We start from the raw sequence: 15,577 nt of genomic DNA on the forward strand, positions 1-15,577 counted from the left end.
GTGACGCCTGCGCAAACTAACACTGAAACGCAGGTCGGTATCGAACGAGCTGCCGACCGCCCGGTGAAGCTGTGCCGCTCCGGCCAGGGAGTTGACTTTCCTACTGGTGAGTAACAGACTGCGGTTACCGCAAGTAACACGCTAGCGCAGTGCTGGAGGGGACATGGCCGAGTTCACCATGGAGCTCAACGACGAACAGAAGGAGGTCAGGGACTGGTTGCACGGTTTCGCCGCCGATGTGATCCGCCCCGCGGCCGCCGAATGGGACGAGCGTGAGGAGACTCCCTGGCCGGTCATCCAGGAGGCCGCGAAGGTCGGAATCTACTCCCTGGACTTCTACACTCAGCAGTACTTCGATCCCACAGGCCTCGGCATCCCGATGGCCATGGAGGAGCTCTTCTGGGGCGACGCGGGTATCGCGCTCTCCATCGTGGGTACCGGCCTCGCTGCCGTGGGCGTCATCGCCAACGGCACCGAGGAGCAGATCGGCACCTGGATCCCCAAGATGTACGGCGATGTCAACGATGTCAAGGTGGCCGCCTTCTGCTCGTCGGAGCCCGACGCCGGCTCCGACGTGGCCTCCATGCGTACCCGGGCCGTGTACGACGAGGCCAAGGACGAGTGGGTGATCAACGGCACAAAGACCTGGGCGACGAACGGCGGCATAGCCAACGTCCACGTCGTCGTCGCCGTCGTCGATCCGGAGCTGGGCTCCAAGGGCCACGCCTCGTTCATCGTCCCGCCGAACACCCCCGGCCTCGCCCAGGGCCAGAAGTTCAAGAAGCACGGCATCCGTGCCTCGCACACCGCCGAGGTGATCCTCGACAACGTGCGCGTCCCCGGCTCCTGCCTGCTCGGCGGCAAGGAGAAGCTGGACGAGCGGCTCGCCAGGGCCCGGGAGAAGGCGAAGGCGGGCGGGACGGGGGAGAGGGTGAAGAACGCGGCCATGGCCACGTTCGAGGCGTCCCGGCCCGCCGTGGGCGCGATGGCCGTGGGCACCGCCCGGGCCGCCTACGAGGTGGCACTCGACTACGCGAAGACGCGTGAGCAGTTCGGGCGTCCGATCATCGACAACCAGGGTGTCGCCTTCCAGCTCGCGGACATGCGGACGCAGATCGACGCCGCTCGTCTGCTGGTCTGGCGGGCCTCGTGGATGGCGATCAGCGGCAAGCAGTTCACGGCGGCCGAGGGCTCCATGTCGAAGCTGTTCGCGAGCGAGACGGCCAAGAAGGTCACGGCCCAGGCGATACAGATCCTCGGCGGCAACGGCTACACGCGGGAGTACCCGGTGGAGCGGATGCACCGCGATGCGGCCATCTACACGATCTTCGAGGGGACGAGCGAGATCCAGCGGCTGGTGATCGCCCGTACGCTGGCGGGGATGCCCATTCGCTAGGCGGCGGGGGCGGTGCGGCCCGGGTCAACGATGCTTCAGGGGCGTCAGCTGCTCGATGTCGTACCGCCTGCGCAGCTCTTCGATCGCCTCGTGATCCGGCGGGCCGTCCTCGCCGAGGATCTCGAGGAGTTCCTCGAAGTAGCGTTCGTGATCGGGAGGCGGGGACGCCTGGAAGAGCATCTTCGTCGGGGCCTCCGTCGGGTTGGCGAAGGCGTGCGGGCAGCCCGGCGGCACGACGATGACGGTGCCGGGCGTCGCCCGTACCACCCGGCTGCCCGATCGGGACTCCCACTTCTGCCAGTGGTCGGGAGTCCGGATGCGGGGCTCGAAGGCCAGCACGTCCAGCTCGCCCTCGAGCACGTAGAACAGCTCCTCGCTGCGTGTGTGCAGATGCGCGCCGACGTCGAACCCCGGCGGCACGACGACCTCGAACGTGGAGGCCGTACGCGAGTGCCTGCCCGTCACCTTGAATGTCACGTGCTGGGCCGGCGTGCGCACCACCCGGCCGTGGCCCGGTGGCACGAGCAGCCCTTCGACGGCTCCCGCTCCCTCGGCGGGCACTACTCCCTCGGTCGTCGTCATGAGCGGCTCACCACGTCACGGGCAGGGCCTCGGGCCCGCGGATCGACGGGCCCTTGCTGAACGGCACCCGGTCGGGCGGCACCGCGAGCCGCATTCCCGGCACCCGGTCGAGGAGGGCGTCCACCAGTAGTCCGGACTCCAGCCTGGCCACCATCCCGCCCGGGCAGTGGTGCGGGCCGAAGCCGAACGTCACATGAGCGTTCGGGTATCGCGCGAAGTCGATCGTCCCCGGCTCGGGAAACACGCTCGGGTCGCGGTTCGCGGCCGGATACGACACGTAGACCGCCTCACCCGCCCGGATCCGCACCCCCTGGATCTCCACGTCCTCCGTCGCGATGCGGGACAAGCCCACCGCGCTGCGGTGCGGGATGAAGCGCAGCAGCTCGTCCACGGCCTGCGGCCGGATCTCCGGCTCGGCCCGCAGCCGCCGTGCCAGGTCGGGGCGGGTCAGCAGGATGTAGAACAACTGCCCGCTGTTCTCGGTGACCGCCTCTCCGTCGACCTGGAGCAGGACGGCGAGACCCACCGCCTCGTCCAGCGTCACCTCGCCGCGGCCGACGGCGGCTCCGAGCAGGGAGGTGACGTCCTCGTCGATGCTGCCCTCACGGACATGGATCAGCTCGGCGAAGTACGCCCGCAGCGCTGCCTTGGCCCGCTCACTGTCCGCCGGGCCGTCCGCCGGGGTGAGGACGAGCTGGGTCCACGTGTGCAGGTTCCGCCGGTCGGCGGCCGGCACGCCCATGAGCTCGCAGATCACGGCGATGGGAAAGGGACTGAGCACGACGGCGACGAGATCGGCCGGCGGCCCGTCCTGGAGGAGTTCGTCGACGAGTTCGTCGAGTATCCGCCGTGACGTCTCGCGCACCCGCTCCACGCCGCGGGCCGTGAAGGCCGCGGCCACCGCCCGGCGCAGCCGGCTGTGGTCGGGCGGATCGAGGAAGCCGATCGCGCCCCGCGGCGGGACCAGATGCGGAGCGGGCCGGGTACCCAGCCGGTCCAGGACCGCCTCGCGGCTGAAGCGAGGGTCTTTCGTGACCGTCCGCACATCGTCGTAGCGGGTCACGAGCCAGGCCCAGCCCCTGCCGTCGGACAGCTGGATCCGGGTGATCGGGCCCTCGTGCATCAACTCGGTCAGGACCGGGTCGAAGTCCACGCCCGTCGGGTCGACGGCGGGCCACCGGTGGACCGGCGGCATGGCGCCGGTGATCGTCTCTTCGGTCATCTCATGCCGCCTCCCTGCCTGTGCCGCCCGTCATGTCATCCGGACTTGGTGCCCTTGCCGGCGATGTGCCAGCGGCCCAGGGCCATCTCCGCGGTGATGCCCGGTCCGAACCCGGCCAGCAGCCCGCGCGCCGTGTGCTCGGCGCCGCCCGCCTCGAAGAGCCGGCGCAGCGCGTCCAGGACGACGGCGCTCGCGATGTTGCCGTACTCGGTGAGCGTGGCCCGGCTGAAGCGGAAGGCCTCCGGTGCGACCTGCAGGAACTTGCACAGGTCGTCCAGGATCCGCGGGCCGCCCGCGTGGATGATGTAGAAGTCCAGTTCCGAGGCGTCCCAGCCGTGCTGGCGCGCCAGGCCCTGCAGCGCCGGGGCGAGCGGTTCCATCGTCGTAGGAACCCGCTTGTCCAGCAGGAAGTGGAAGCCGGTGGCCCGGACGTCGTACGCGATCCACTCCTCCGTCTTGGGGATCAGGTACGAGCCGTTGCGTTCCAGCTTGATCCCGGTGCCGCCCTTGCCGCGGACGGCCGCGGCCGCGATGCCGTCGCCGAACAGGCCGTTGGACAGCAGGGAGCCGACGCCCAGGTCGGTCGGCTGATAACACAGCGAACAGAACTCGCAGGCCACGATCAGCGCGTTGGCGTCCGGGTAGGCCGTGCAGAAGTCGTGCGCCCGGTTGATGGCGGCGCCGCCCGCGGCGCAGCCCAACTGGGCGATGGGTATCTGCCGGGTGTCGGTCTTGAAATTCATCGTGTTGATCAGCCATGCGGTCAGTGAGGGCATCATGAACCCGGTACACGACACATAGATGATCACGTCGATGTCGGTGGTCAGCAGTTCGGCGTCGCTCAGTGCACGCTGGATGACCGCGGGGACGCGAGCCTTCGCCTCCGCCTCGTAGAGGTTGTTGCGCTCCTGGAAGCCCGGGTGTTTGAGGGTCTCCTCGATGGGCTGCACGATGTGCCGGGTGCGGACCCCGGTGTTCTCGATCAGTCGCAGTGCCAGCGGGAGTTGGGGGTGGTCAGGGTGGTGGGAGCGCGCCAGTTCGAGCGTCTCCTCCATTGTGATCACGTATTCCGGAACCGAGACCGCGGGTCTGCACAGAGTCGCCATGGAGCGCGCCTTCTTTCGCCTTGGCGGGGGACTTGCGGTCCCCCGGCGGAAGCGGGTTCACCCGTACGCGGGGTGCCCACCCACGATCACCCGGCGACGTGGGGATATCGCGTCGGCCTACTCCACTTCAGTGACGAACGCACAGTAATTGTTCGCTTACGCAAAGCGATAAATGCTGGTCGCAAAGCCGCCCCCGGCGCGGCTCATCGACGCGAACTGTGCGCGATGCACGCCACGTCGATGCGGTCCGCGAGCTTGGCGAGTTCGATCGTCAGCGTTGCCACCGTGTCCTCGTCGAGCCCGTCCTCACCGGCCTCGACCAGCCGCAGCCACCGGCCGCCGAGCGTGCGCAGGAGCTTGCTGACGTCCGCGGCAGCAACCTGCAACGTGCCGTGGTCGTCGACGATCAGAGGCAGGGTCACATCGCGGTTCACACAACGGATCGTAGCCGCGGAACGCTCACGCCCCGTGCCATACCGTGGTGATGTTGCAGAACTCGCGGATCCCGTGCCCGGACAGCTCACGCCCGTATCCCGAACGCTTGACGCCGCCGAAGGGGAACGCCGGGTGCGATGCCGTCATCCCGTTGATGTACACCCCGCCGGCCTGAAGGTCCTGCACAAAGCGGTCCACCTCGATCCCGTTGTGCGTCCATACGTTGGAACTCAGCCCGAACGGCGAGTCGTTCGCGAGGGCCACCGCCTCGTCGAGGTCCGCGGCCCGGTAGAGCGTGGCGACGGGCCCGAACGCCTCCTCGTGGTGGATCCGCATCCCCGGGGTGATGTCGGTCAGGACCGTCGGCGGGTAGAACCAGCCCGGCCCGTCGGGGCGCTCGCCGCCGCACAGCACGCGCGCGCCGGCGCCGACCGCGTCGTCGACGAGTTCCTCGAGGTCGGCGCGGCCTCGCTCGCTGGAGACCGGCCCCACCTCGGTGTCCTCCTCCATCGGGTCGCCCATCCTCAGCGACTTCATCCTGGCCGTGAACCGCTCCGCGAAGGCGTCGAACACGTCCGCGTGCACGATGAACCGCTTGGCCGCGATGCACGACTGCCCGTTGTTCTGCACCCGCGCCGTCACCGCGACCTCGGCGGCCTTGACGAGGTCCGCCGACGGCATGACCACGAACGGGTCGCTGCCGCCCAGTTCTAGGACCGTCTTCTTGATCTCGTCACCGGCGACCGAGGCCACGGACCGGCCCGCGGGCTCGCTGCCGGTGAGCGTCGCCGCCTTGACCCGCGGATCGCGCAGGACCCGCTCGACCGCACCCGAGCCGATCAGGAGGGTCTGGAAGCAGCCCTCGGCGAAGCCCGCCCGGCGGAACAGGTCCTCCAGGTAGAGCGCGGTCTGCGGGACGTTGGAGGCGTGCTTGAGCAGGCCCACGTTGCCCGCCATCAGGGCGGGTGCCGCGAACCGCACCACCTGCCACATCGGGAAGTTCCAGGGCATCACGGCGAGCACCGGGCCGAGCGGCCGGTAGCGCACGAGCACCCAGGAGGCGCCGGAGTCCTTCACGTCCTGCTCGGCGGGCTCCTCGTCGGCGAGCAGTTCCTCGGCGTGGTCGGCGTACCAGTGCATCGCCTTCGCGCACTTCGCGGCCTCGGCGCGGGCCTGCTTGATCGGCTTGCCCATCTCGGTGGTCATGATGCGGGCGATCTGCTGCTGGTCCTCGTCGAGCAGGTCGGCAGCCTTGTGCATGCGCAGCGCCCGTTCGGCGAACGTGGTCGTGCGGTGCGTGTGGAACGCGGCGTCGGCGGCGGCGAGCCTGCGCTCGATCTCCTCCTCGCCCAGGGCGTCGTACGTCTTGAGCGTCTCGCCGGTCGCCGGGTTCACGGTGGCGATGGGCATGGCTGACCTCCTGAGAACAGGGTCTGTTCCGACCTTCCCGCGGGGCGGTGACTCCCGCAACGCGGGCCGTGTTCAGCCCGAGTGCTCCACGAGCCGGTCGAGAAACGCGGCCTGTGCCTTCACGATCACGTCCCGGGCCCGGTCCAGAGCGAACCACGCCACGCGGTCCAGTTCGGGGAACTCCTGCAGGCGCCCCGACCTCGGCGGCCACTCCATGGTGAAGGTGCCCGGCTCGATGATCGCGGGATCCAGGTCCGCCTCGATCGCCCATGCCGTGACGAGCTTGCCGCCCGCCTGCCGCACCTCGCCCAGAGAGACGGCCTGCCCCTCGGGCGGCGGCAGCCCGAGCTCCTCCTGGAACTCGCGGCGCGCGGCCTCCCAGGGGGATTCCCCGGGCTCGTACTCGCCCTTGGGCATCGTCCACGCCCCGGCGTCGCGGCGGGCGAAGAACGGGCCGCCCATATGACCGAGCAGGACCTCCAGATGCTGGTCGCCGCGCCGGAACAACAGCAGACCCGCGCTGCGCCTGGCCCGGTCGCTCACGGTGCCACGCCCGGGTGGGCGTCCAGCAGCGTCCGCACGGTGTCGGCCTCCTCCGGCCGCTTGTCCTCCCGGTAGCGCACGACCCGGGCGAACCGCAGGGTCACGCCCGCCGGGTAGCGGCTCGACCGCTGCAGTCCGTCGTACGCGATCTCGACCACGAGTTCGGGGCGTACGGTCACCACCCAGCCGTTGTCGTCCACCGCCAGTTCCTTCAGCCGCTCGGTCTGCCAGGTGAGCATCGCGTCCGTCATGCCTTTGAACGTCTTGCCGAGCATGGCGAAGGAGCCGTCCGGGTTGCGCGCGCCCAGGTGCAGGTTGGAGAGCTTGCCGGTGCGCCGGCCGTGGCCCCACTCCGCGGCCAGCACCACCAGGTCGAGGGTGTGCACGGGCTTCACCTTGAGCCAGGAGGCACCGCGCCGGCCCGCGCCGTAGGGGGCGGCGAGCGCCTTGACCACCACGCCTTCGTGGCCCCGCTCAAGGGTCTCGGCGAGGAAGTCCTCCGCGGCGGCGACATCCCCGGGCCCGTCCACCACCGTGCGCCGCACCCGCATCGGCTCCGGTACGAGCCGGGCCAGCTCGGCGTGGCGGTCGCGGAACGGCAGGTCCAGCAGGTCCCGGCCGTCCACGGACAGCGCGTCGAAGAAGACAGGGGAGACGGGGACGGCCGCGGCGGCGGTCGCCACGTCCACCCGGGAGCCGACCCGCCCGGCGGTCTGCTGGAACGAGCGCGGCCGTCCCTGCTCGTCCAGGGCGATGACCTCGCCGTCCAGGATGAACCGCTCGCCGGCCAGTTCCAGGGCGGCCGAGGTCACCTCCGGCAGCCGGTCGGTGATGTCGTCGAGGGTCCGGGTGTGGACGCGGACCTCGGCGCCGTCCCGGTGGACCTGGACACGGATGCCGTCGAGCTTCTCCTCGACGGCGCACGCGCCCAGCTTCTCCACGGCCTCGGCGACCGACGACGCGGTCTGCGCGAGCATCGGCAGGACCGGGCGGCCCACCGTGAGCCGGAACCGGTCCAGGGCGGCCGGCCCGTGCTCGAGCAGTGTCTGCGCCACGGTCTGCAGCGATCCGGCGAGCATGACGGCCCGGCGCACGTCCACCGGATCCGCCCCCGTCGCCTCGGCCAGCCCTTCGACGGCGAGGGCGTCGAGCGCGCCCTGCCGGACCTCACCGGTGAGCAGCCCGACCAGGAACCGCTGCTCGTCCTCGGTGGCCGCCGCCATCAGCTCGCCGACCAGCCGCTTGCGTTCGGACTGCGAGCCGGTGCCGGTGACGCCACCGATCCGGGTCAGCCGGGCGTCCACGTCACGGACGGTGAGGCTCGGCTCGGCGGCGGGTGCCACCGGCTGACCGAGCAGCTTCCAGCCGATGCCGAGCCGCCCCTGCGGCAGGCGCCCGGCCAGATACGGGATGACGACCGGGACGTCCTCCGCATCGGCGGCCCGGAACAGCTCGCCGAGCAGCGCGATCTTCCTGGACCGCGCCGACGTGGCGGCGACCTCCCGGGACACACGGGCGAGCCGGCTCAGCAGCATGCAGTCATGGTGCACCGACGAGGCCCGGTCTACACCCCCGCGGTCGCGTCCAGGTCGGTCATGAGCAGCTCGCCGTTGATCGCGGCACCGGCCCGGTATCCGCGGCTGGCGGCGTTCACCACCTGCTCGGCGAACCCGCTGGCGTTGCCCGCCGCCCACAGACCTGGCACGGTCGTCAGACCCCTCTCGTCGACCACGGGATAGGTGCCGAACGGGGTCTCGCTCAGCTCGGCGCCCAGTTGCTCGAACAGAGCGGTCTGCGGCACGGCACGCGGCGCCACGAACAGCACCGAGCGCTCGTGGGCCGTACCGTCCGCGAGCCGCACCCCGGTGAGCCGGTCGTCGTCCACCTCGAGCCCGGCGACCTCACCGGGCACCACCGCCACCCCGGCGGCGGCGAGCCTGCGCAGGTCCTGGTCCGGGATGTCGTCCTCGGCGACCGTGTGCAGGAACAGGGTCACGTCCTTCGACCACTGGGAGACCATCAGGGCCTGGTGGACGCTCATCGGAGTCGAGGCGAGCACACCGAACGGCAGGTCGCGCACCTCCCAGCCATGGCAGTACGGGCAGTGCAGCACATCGCGTCCGAAGCGCTCGGCGACGCCGGGCACCGCGGGCAGCTCGTCCTTCAGTCCGGTCGCGACCACCAGACGCCGGGCGTGCACGGTCCGCCCCGAGGCGAGCGTCACGCCGAACTCGCCGTCCGCGTCCCGGACGGCGTTCACCGCACGGTCCCGGACCAGCTCCACGCCGTACCGGGCGATCTCCTCACGCCCCACGGCGAGGAACTCGGCCGGCGGCATGCCGTCACGCGACAGATAGCCGTGCATATGGGCAGCGGGCGCGTTGCGCGGCTCACCGGCGTCCACCACGAGCGTGCGGCGCCGTGCCCGCCCGAGGACCAGAGCCGCCGACAGTCCGGCCGCGCCGCCTCCGACGACAACCACTTCGTACTTCTCGGTCATGGGTTGACCACCTCCGAGGAGAAGGTCGCCCGGATGGTGCCGAATCGACAAACTTCTTTGCCGATTCAGCAAGACGCGCGACAATACGGCCATGAGCACCGATGACGTTCTGGCCGACGTGGGCCCGCGCCTGCGGCGGATCCGCAAGGAGCGGGAGGTGACCCTGGCGGCGCTCGCCGAGGCGACGGGCATTTCCGTCAGCACCCTCTCGCGCCTGGAGTCCGGCCTGCGCAAGCCCAGCCTCGAACTGCTGCTGCCGATCGCCCAGGCCCACCAGGTGCCGCTGGACGAGCTGGTGGGTGCTCCGCCGGTCGGCGACCCGCGCGTGCGGGCCAGGCCGATCGTGCGGCACGGGCGCACACACTGGCCGCTCACCCGGCAGCCCGGCGGCCTGCAGGCCTTCAAGGTGCTCGAACCGAAGCGGAAGCTCGAACCGGACCCGCGGACACACGAGGGCTACGAGTGGGTGTATGTGCTCTCGGGCCGGCTGCGGCTCGTGCTGGGGGAGCACGATGTGGTGCTCACGGCGGGTGAGGCGGCCGAGTTCGACACACGGGTGCCGCACTGGTTCGGGTCGACGGGAGAGGGGCCGGTGGAGTTCCTCAGCCTCTTCGGGCCGCAGGGGGAGCGGATGCATGTGCGGGCGCGGCCGAGCCGTCCGTGACACCTCCGCCGTGACGCGCGCGACTGTTCCCTGATCAGCAAGCGACCGCTTAGTATGCGTCCGAGCCCGGTCGGACACGATGTGAGCCGAAGGGGCGCGTCGGAGGCGAGAGAGCCCGGGGTCCCCCGGCTGAGCGCGGGCGAGGTCTCCCGGCACCGGCCGAGGCGCTCCCGAGGCGAACAGAACAAGCTGGAGGCCCCGCATGCAGGCATGGCAAGTGCACGAGAACGGCGAGCCGGGCGAGGTGATGCGGCTGAACGAGGTGGACCGGCCCACGCCGGGCGACGGCCAGGTCCTGCTCAAGGTGCGGGCCGCGAACATCAACTTCCCGGACGCGCTGCTGTGCCGCGGCCAGTACCAGGTCAGGCCCCCACTGCCGTTCACCCCGGGTGTGGAGATCTGCGGCGAGACCGAGGACGGCCGCCGGGTGATCGCCAATCCCGCGCTGCCGTACGGCGGTTTCGCCGAGTACACCCTCGCGGATGCCGCGGCCGTGCTGCCCGCCCCCGACTCCCTCGACGACGCGGAGGCCGCGGCCCTGCACATCGGCTACCAGACGGGCTGGTTCGGCCTGCACCGCCGGGCCCGTCTGGAGGCGGGCGAGACGCTGCTCGTCCACGCCGCCGCCGGAGGAGTCGGCAGCGCGGCCGTGCAGCTCGGCAAGGCGGCGGGCGCCACCGTCATCGGTGTCGTCGGCGGCGCCGGCAAGGCCGCCGTGGCCCGGGAACTGGGCTGCGACGTCGTGATCGACCGGCGCGCGCAGGATGTCGTCGCGGCCGTGAAGGAGGCCACCGGCGGCCGGGGCGCCGATGTGATCTACGACCCGGTCGGCGGCGAGGCGTACGCACAGTCCGCGAAGACCGTCGCCTTCGAGGGGCGCATCGTCGTCGTGGGCTTCGCCAGCGGGTCCATTCCCAGCCCCGCGCTCAACCACGCCCTGATCAAGAACTACGCGATCCTCGGCCTGCACTGGGGCCTCTACAACACCAAGAACCCGAAGCTGATCCAGCACTGCCACGAGCAGCTCACCGAACTGGCGGCCCGGGGCGCCGTCAAGCCCCTGGTGAGCGAGCGGGTGCCGCTCGGCGAGGCCGCGTCCGCCGTCCAGCGCGTCGCGGACGGCGTGACCACCGGCCGGATCGCGGTCGTACCGGAGAACGGAGCAGCCGCATGACCGACGCAGCCGAACTGCGCCGCCGCACCAGCGAGTTGCTGGCCGCGCACCCGCCTGCCGACACCGGCCGCCTCGACTTCCTCAAGGCCCGCTTCGACGCCGGACTCGCCTGGGTGCACTACCCGGAGGGCCTCGGCGGCCTCGGCGCCCCGCGCTCGCTCCAGGCCGTCGTGGACGCCGAACTGGGAGCCGCCGACGCCCCCGACAACGACCCGCGGCGCATCGGCATCGGCCTCGGCATGGCGGCGCCGACGATCCTCCGCTACGGCACCGAGGAGCAGAAGGAGCGCTTCCTCAGGCCCCTGTGGACCGGCGAGGAGGTGTGGTGCCAGCTGTTCAGCGAGCCCGGCGCCGGTTCCGACCTCGCGGCGCTCGGCACCCGGGCCGTCAGGGACGGCGAGGACTGGGTGGTCAACGGGCAGAAGGTGTGGACCTCCAGCGCCCATCTCGCCCGCTGGGCCATCCTCATCGCCCGCACTGACCCGGACGTGCCCAAGCACCAGGGCATCACCTACTTCATCTGCGACATGACCGACCCCGGTGTCGAGGTCCGGCCCCTGCGCCAGATCACCGGCGAGGCCGAGTTCAACGAGGTGTTCCTCACCGGCGTCCGCATTCCCGACTCCCGCCGGCTCGGGGAGATCGGCGACGGCTGGCGTGTCGCGCAGACCACGCTGATGAACGAGCGCGTGTCCATCGGCGGTATGCGCATCCCGCGCGAGGGCGGCATGATCGGCCCGGTCGCGAGGACGTGGCGCGAGCGCCCCGCACTGCGCACCCACGACCTGCACCAGAGACTGCTCCGGCTGTGGGTCGAGGCCGAGGTCACGCGGCTCACCGGCGAGCGCCTGCGGCAGCAGCTCGTCGCCGGCCAGCCCGGCCCCGAGGGCTCCGGCATGAAGCTGGCCTTCGCCCGGCTGAACCAGGAGATCAGCGGTCTGGAGGTCGAACTCCTCGGCGAGGAGGGCCTGTTGTACGACGACTGGACCATGCGCCGCCCCGAACTCGTCGACTTCACCGGCCGCGAGGCGGGCTACCGGTACCTCCGCTCCAAGGGCAACAGCATCGAGGGCGGGACCAGTGAGGTGCTGCTGAACATCATCGCCGAGCGGGTCCTCGGCCTGCCCGCCGAGCCGCGCACCGACAAGGACGTCGCATGGAAGGACCTGGCCCGATGACGACGCAGCCGGACCTGCTCTACTCCGAGGAGGAAGAGGCGCTGCGCTCGGCCGTCCGCGACCTCCTCACGGACCACTGCGACGCGGCCACCGTGATCGCGCGCGTCGAGTCGGACGCCCCGCACGACCTCGCGCTGTGGAAGGCGCTCGCGCAGAGCATGGGCCTCGCCGGGCTCCTCGTGCCGGAGTCCATGGGCGGCCAGGGCGCCTCCCACCGCGAAGCCGCCGTCGTGCTGGAGGAGCTGGGACGCGCGGTCGCCCCGGTTCCGTATCTCACGAGCGCCGTCGTGGCGACCGAGGCCCTGCTCGCCTGCGAGGGCGAGGACGCCGTGAAGCTGCTGGCGGAACTGGCGTCCGGGCGGACCGTGGCCGCGCTCGCGGTCGGGCTGTCCGCCCGGCCGGGTGGCGTGCACGGCGTCGTACAGCAGGAAGGCGGCACTCTGCACGGCACGGTGACCGCGGTCGCCGACGCGGCCGCCGCCGACGTACTGCTGGTCCCGGCCGGGGACGGAGCCCTGTACGCGGTACGCACCACGGACACGCCCGCCGTGACCGTCACCCCGCAGGTGTCCTTCGACCTCACCCGGCCGGTCGCCACCGTCACCTTCGACGGGGCGGCCGGGCACCGGCTCACGGAGGACGCACCGGAGGCCGTGCGGCGGGCCCTGCGCGCCGGAGCCGGACTGCTCGCCTCCGAGCAACTCGGCGTCGCCGACTGGTGCCTGACGGAGACCGTGCGCTACCTGAAGGAGCGCAAGCAGTTCAACCGGGCCGTCGGCGGGTTCCAGGCGCTCAAGCACCGCCTGGCCCAGCAGTGGCTGGAGGTGGCGAGTCTGCGGGCGGCCGCGCGCAACGCCGCGGACGCGCTCGCCACGGGCGACGGCGACACCGACATCGCGGTGGCCGTCGCCGCGGCGTACGCGGCGCCCGTCGCCGTCCACGCCGCAGAGGAGGCCCTCCAACTGCACGGCGGCATCGGCATGACCTGGGAGCACCCGGCTCATCTGTATCTGAAGCGGGCGAAGGCGGATTCGATCGCGTACGGGACCGCCGGCGACCACCGGCAGGCGCTGGCAGGGCTGGTCGACCTCCAGCCGCCGTCGTAGACCCCGTTCGGGAAGGCCCGCCGCCGGGCGGGCCTTCCCCGTGCCCGCAACCCCGAGGAAGCGAACGCGCGGCGGCGGGCCGGCCGACTTCCGCCCGAACCGCGCCACTTGGCCACCGGCTCGGGAACGGCCGGCCCCCAGAGACGGGGCGGAAGAAGCCGCGCCGCATCCTCGAACAGGCGCACGCGCACCGGCAGAAGGTGCGCTTCCGGGCCGTGCGCGATTCCGCAGGTCCTGGACGATTTCCCCAACTCCCGTCATCGGACCGAGAACCACACGTTCGGGGGACACGTCAGCCGCCCGGATGAACCCTCCGCTACGCCAAACTTGCGGCCGAAGGCCGCGCCGCGGGTGTGGCGGAGGAGGATGACGATGGCCGTTTCCATCTCAGTGGTGCTGTTGCTTCTGATCATTGCGGTGATCTACATGCGCAACGGCGCGTTGAAGATCTCGCACGCCATCATCTGCATACTGCTCGGCTTCTTTCTGGCCAGCTCGAGCATGGCTCCGACCATCCACCAGGGGCTGGCGGCGACAGCTCAGATCGTCGGCGGTCTGCGCCCCTGACCTCAGGAGTCGGCGAAAACGCCGAGACCGTCCGCGACCGACCGTTCCACGCCTCCGCTGGGGTGGTTGCGGACCGTCGCCGTACTGGCGCCCGGCGACCTGGTGACCAGGGTCGTGGAGCCGCCACCGTCGAGGTTGAAGCCCTCCGTGGCACCCAGCTTCCGCAGTGTTCCGGCGACTTCGGCGAGGGTGAGACCGCTGCGGTAAGGCGCCGCTCCGTCGGTGGCGAGCAGCAGCAGACGGCGACCCCCGTCCCGGATGCCGACCGCGGTGCGTACGGCGGATGTCGCGCCGTCCAGACCGGAGACCGGTGCGCCGTGCCGCAGCACCGGAAAGCCGCCGATGGCGAAGAGGTAGGGAACGCCGGACGAGGCGGCCACCAGGCGCTGCTCCACCTGAACCTCCTCGCCCTGGAACAGCTTGCGCAACTGCTGCGCGCCCGCCTCACGGCCCAGCAGCACCGTGGTGCCCGGCGCGATGGGACCCCTGCCCGGTGCGTCGGCGGTGGCGACGACCTGCTCGTTCTTGATCGTCACCTCGTAGGTGTCGTGGCTGCACGGGCCGCCCCGGTTCGTGTCGGTGCCGCAGGTGGCCCGCACCCGTGATGCGCTGCCCCAGTCCGCGGTGTACGCCCCGATCGAACCCTGCGGCAGCGCGTACTGGTTGAGCCCGCGAAGCTGCAGCCGTCCTTCCGGTGTGATGAGCGAACCGGTGAGGGACAGCCGGTCGAGGCGCGCCGTGCGGTCGGTCCCCACCCCCAGGACGTCCTCGGTGCTCGTACCGGGTGGCAGCGCGGGTCCGAAGCGCTGTCCGCGCGGCACCGCGGCCTTGAGGGTGTGCCCGTCTGTGATGGCGGGCCCCACGGCCGAGCCGGTCGCCTCGACCCCCGGGTGCTGGGTCTCGGAGATGTTGAAGAAGTCGCCGTTGATGCCCGCCACCGCGCCCTGCGCGTCCGCCAGCCGTGACACCGAGGCCCGCGCCGCGACGGCCCCCGGATACAGCAGGTCGACCCGTACGTGCTTGTTGCGCAGGTCGACGGTGAGCAGGTGGGCGCGCGTCGTCCCGTGGGCCGCGGGGATGTCGAACTGGCTGTACTGGATGCCGGGCGCGACCGTCCGGGTTCTCGGCGCTCCGTCGGCCGGTGCGGCCCCCGTGAGCGCCGCTCCGGCCAGCGCGCTCCAGGCCGCGAGAACTGTCAGTGCCGTTCTGAACCGTCGGTCGCGACGCCGCACGGTACCCCCTGATGTCTCGTCAACTTGCTCGGGACTCAGGGGCAGTGCACCAGACCGTGGTGCCTCGTACGGTGTTCAGGCTTCGACGACGCGGGAACGGATGAGAAAACGCACTCCTTCGGGTGCTTCCAGGGAGAAGCCGCTGCCCCGGCCCGACACGACGTCGACGATCAGCCGGGTGTGGCTCCATGCCTCGTACTGGCTCCGGGACATCCAGAAGCGCACCGGCTCGTCGACGCCGTCCACGTCGAGCTCCGCGAGCAGCACGTCCGAACCGCCGGTGCGGAACTCGCCCTCGGGGTAGCACATCGGGGCGCTGCCGTCGCAGCAGCCGCCGGACTGGTGGAACATCAGCGGCCCGTGGGCCTCCCGCAGCCGCCGCACCAGTTCGGCGGCCGCGGGGGTCAGCTCCACGCGCGGGATCATGTCCATGGTCACGCAGTGAGTCCAGCACGGGCCACG

15 protein-coding genes and 1 pseudogene are annotated in these 15,577 nt (G+C 71.2%); 6 read left to right on the plus strand and 10 right to left on the minus strand.

The features are described from left to right. The first annotated feature begins 163 nt into the window (after window positions 1-163). The gene (locus tag ACQEXA_RS45020; protein ID WP_432925205.1) at window positions 164-1,396 is read left to right on the plus strand and encodes an acyl-CoA dehydrogenase family protein; all 1,233 of its coding nucleotides are present in this window, start codon (window positions 164-166) and stop codon (window positions 1,394-1,396) included. A gap of 24 nt (window positions 1,397-1,420) precedes the next feature. On the opposite strand, the gene ACQEXA_RS45025 is transcribed toward ACQEXA_RS45020, so the two are convergent. From ACQEXA_RS45025 to ACQEXA_RS45060, 8 genes and pseudogenes are all read right to left on the minus strand, one after another. Beyond that, a complete protein-coding gene (locus ACQEXA_RS45025) occupies window positions 1,421-1,978 on the minus strand; it encodes a cupin domain-containing protein (RefSeq protein WP_359391344.1) in 558 nt (185 codons plus the stop codon). A gap of 7 nt (window positions 1,979-1,985) precedes the next feature. Continuing rightward, entirely contained in the window at window positions 1,986-3,200 is a 1,215-nt protein-coding gene (locus ACQEXA_RS45030; RefSeq protein ID WP_432925203.1) for a cytochrome P450, read from the minus strand. A gap of 35 nt (window positions 3,201-3,235) precedes the next feature. Continuing rightward, window positions 3,236-4,312 (minus strand): annotated as a pseudogene (locus ACQEXA_RS45035) (type III polyketide synthase); the annotation flags it as partial. 197 nt (window positions 4,313-4,509) lie between these two features. Continuing rightward, window positions 4,510-4,740 carry a DUF6213 family protein gene (locus ACQEXA_RS45040; protein WP_432925201.1) on the minus strand — a complete coding sequence of 77 codons (231 nt, stop codon included), beginning with the start codon at window positions 4,738-4,740 and terminating at the stop codon, window positions 4,510-4,512. Between the two features lie 25 nt (window positions 4,741-4,765). After that, entirely contained in the window at window positions 4,766-6,151 is a 1,386-nt protein-coding gene (locus ACQEXA_RS45045; protein ID WP_433132824.1) for an NADP-dependent succinic semialdehyde dehydrogenase, read from the minus strand. Between the two features lie 72 nt (window positions 6,152-6,223). Next, window positions 6,224-6,694, minus strand: coding sequence for an NUDIX domain-containing protein (locus ACQEXA_RS45050; protein WP_432925197.1), 471 nt, complete (start codon window positions 6,692-6,694; stop codon window positions 6,224-6,226). Continuing rightward, entirely contained in the window at window positions 6,691-8,229 is a 1,539-nt protein-coding gene (locus tag ACQEXA_RS45055; RefSeq protein ID WP_432925195.1) for an ATP-dependent DNA ligase, read from the minus strand. The genes ACQEXA_RS45050 and ACQEXA_RS45055 overlap by 4 nt, the downstream gene beginning before the upstream one ends. A 29-nt stretch (window positions 8,230-8,258) precedes the next feature. Next, a complete protein-coding gene (locus ACQEXA_RS45060) occupies window positions 8,259-9,194 on the minus strand; it encodes an NAD(P)/FAD-dependent oxidoreductase (RefSeq protein WP_359391359.1) in 936 nt (311 codons plus the stop codon). Between the two features lie 91 nt (window positions 9,195-9,285). Between ACQEXA_RS45060 and ACQEXA_RS45065 the strand changes: the two genes are divergently transcribed. The 5 genes from ACQEXA_RS45065 to ACQEXA_RS45085 all read left to right on the plus strand — a co-directional run bounded on the left by ACQEXA_RS45065 (window position 9,286) and on the right by ACQEXA_RS45085 (window position 13,883). Next, a complete protein-coding gene (locus ACQEXA_RS45065) occupies window positions 9,286-9,858 on the plus strand; it encodes a helix-turn-helix domain-containing protein (protein WP_432925192.1) in 573 nt (190 codons plus the stop codon). 202 nt (window positions 9,859-10,060) lie between these two features. Continuing rightward, window positions 10,061-11,032 carry an NADPH:quinone oxidoreductase family protein gene (locus ACQEXA_RS45070; protein ID WP_432925190.1) on the plus strand — a complete coding sequence of 324 codons (972 nt, stop codon included), beginning with the start codon at window positions 10,061-10,063 and terminating at the stop codon, window positions 11,030-11,032. Next, window positions 11,029-12,210, plus strand: coding sequence for an acyl-CoA dehydrogenase family protein (locus ACQEXA_RS45075; protein ID WP_432925188.1), 1,182 nt, complete (start codon window positions 11,029-11,031; stop codon window positions 12,208-12,210). The genes ACQEXA_RS45070 and ACQEXA_RS45075 overlap by 4 nt, the downstream gene beginning before the upstream one ends. After that, on the plus strand, window positions 12,207-13,316 hold the full coding sequence (locus tag ACQEXA_RS45080) for an acyl-CoA dehydrogenase family protein (RefSeq protein ID WP_432925187.1): 1,110 nt from the start codon (window positions 12,207-12,209) through the stop codon (window positions 13,314-13,316). Before ACQEXA_RS45075 ends, ACQEXA_RS45080 begins: the two co-directional genes overlap by 4 nt. Window positions 13,317-13,688: 372 nt before the next feature. Then, window positions 13,689-13,883 carry a hypothetical protein gene (locus ACQEXA_RS45085; RefSeq protein WP_359391369.1) on the plus strand — a complete coding sequence of 65 codons (195 nt, stop codon included), beginning with the start codon at window positions 13,689-13,691 and terminating at the stop codon, window positions 13,881-13,883. 2 nt (window positions 13,884-13,885) lie between these two features. On the opposite strand, the gene ACQEXA_RS45090 is transcribed toward ACQEXA_RS45085, so the two are convergent. Continuing rightward, on the minus strand, window positions 13,886-15,115 hold the full coding sequence (locus ACQEXA_RS45090) for a phosphodiester glycosidase family protein (protein WP_432925184.1): 1,230 nt from the start codon (window positions 15,113-15,115) through the stop codon (window positions 13,886-13,888). Window positions 15,116-15,190: 75 nt separating this feature from the next. Further along, entirely contained in the window at window positions 15,191-15,547 is a 357-nt protein-coding gene (locus ACQEXA_RS45095) for a DUF779 domain-containing protein (protein WP_432938982.1), read from the minus strand. Window positions 15,548-15,577 lie beyond the last annotated feature (30 nt).

Origin of the sequence: Streptomyces sp. CA-106110 (assembly GCF_050936285.1) — a bacterium.
In the GTDB taxonomy this organism is placed as follows: Bacteria; Actinomycetota; Actinomycetes; order Streptomycetales; family Streptomycetaceae; genus Streptomyces.

Excerpts from the sequence above, each read along its gene's own strand:
- ACQEXA_RS45020 (WP_432925205.1), top strand. The coding sequence starts at position 164 with ATGGCCGAGTTCACCATGGAGCTCAACGACGAACAGAAGGAGGTCAGG.
- ACQEXA_RS45060 (WP_359391359.1), bottom strand. The coding sequence starts at position 9,194 with ATGACCGAGAAGTACGAAGTGGTTGTCGTCGGAGGCGGCGCGGCCGGA.
- ACQEXA_RS45045 (WP_433132824.1), bottom strand. The coding sequence starts at position 6,151 with ATGCCCATCGCCACCGTGAACCCGGCGACCGGCGAGACGCTCAAGACG.
- ACQEXA_RS45025 (WP_359391344.1), bottom strand. The coding sequence starts at position 1,978 with ATGACGACGACCGAGGGAGTAGTGCCCGCCGAGGGAGCGGGAGCCGTC.
- ACQEXA_RS45070 (WP_432925190.1), top strand. The coding sequence starts at position 10,061 with ATGCAGGCATGGCAAGTGCACGAGAACGGCGAGCCGGGCGAGGTGATG.
- ACQEXA_RS45080 (WP_432925187.1), top strand. The coding sequence starts at position 12,207 with ATGACGACGCAGCCGGACCTGCTCTACTCCGAGGAGGAAGAGGCGCTG.
- ACQEXA_RS45095 (WP_432938982.1), bottom strand. The coding sequence starts at position 15,547 with ATGGACATGATCCCGCGCGTGGAGCTGACCCCCGCGGCCGCCGAACTG.
- ACQEXA_RS45085 (WP_359391369.1), top strand. The coding sequence starts at position 13,689 with ATGGCCGTTTCCATCTCAGTGGTGCTGTTGCTTCTGATCATTGCGGTG.
- ACQEXA_RS45075 (WP_432925188.1), top strand. The coding sequence starts at position 11,029 with ATGACCGACGCAGCCGAACTGCGCCGCCGCACCAGCGAGTTGCTGGCC.
- ACQEXA_RS45030 (WP_432925203.1), bottom strand. The coding sequence starts at position 3,200 with ATGACCGAAGAGACGATCACCGGCGCCATGCCGCCGGTCCACCGGTGG.
- ACQEXA_RS45055 (WP_432925195.1), bottom strand. The coding sequence starts at position 8,229 with ATGCTGCTGAGCCGGCTCGCCCGTGTGTCCCGGGAGGTCGCCGCCACG.
- ACQEXA_RS45065 (WP_432925192.1), top strand. The coding sequence starts at position 9,286 with ATGAGCACCGATGACGTTCTGGCCGACGTGGGCCCGCGCCTGCGGCGG.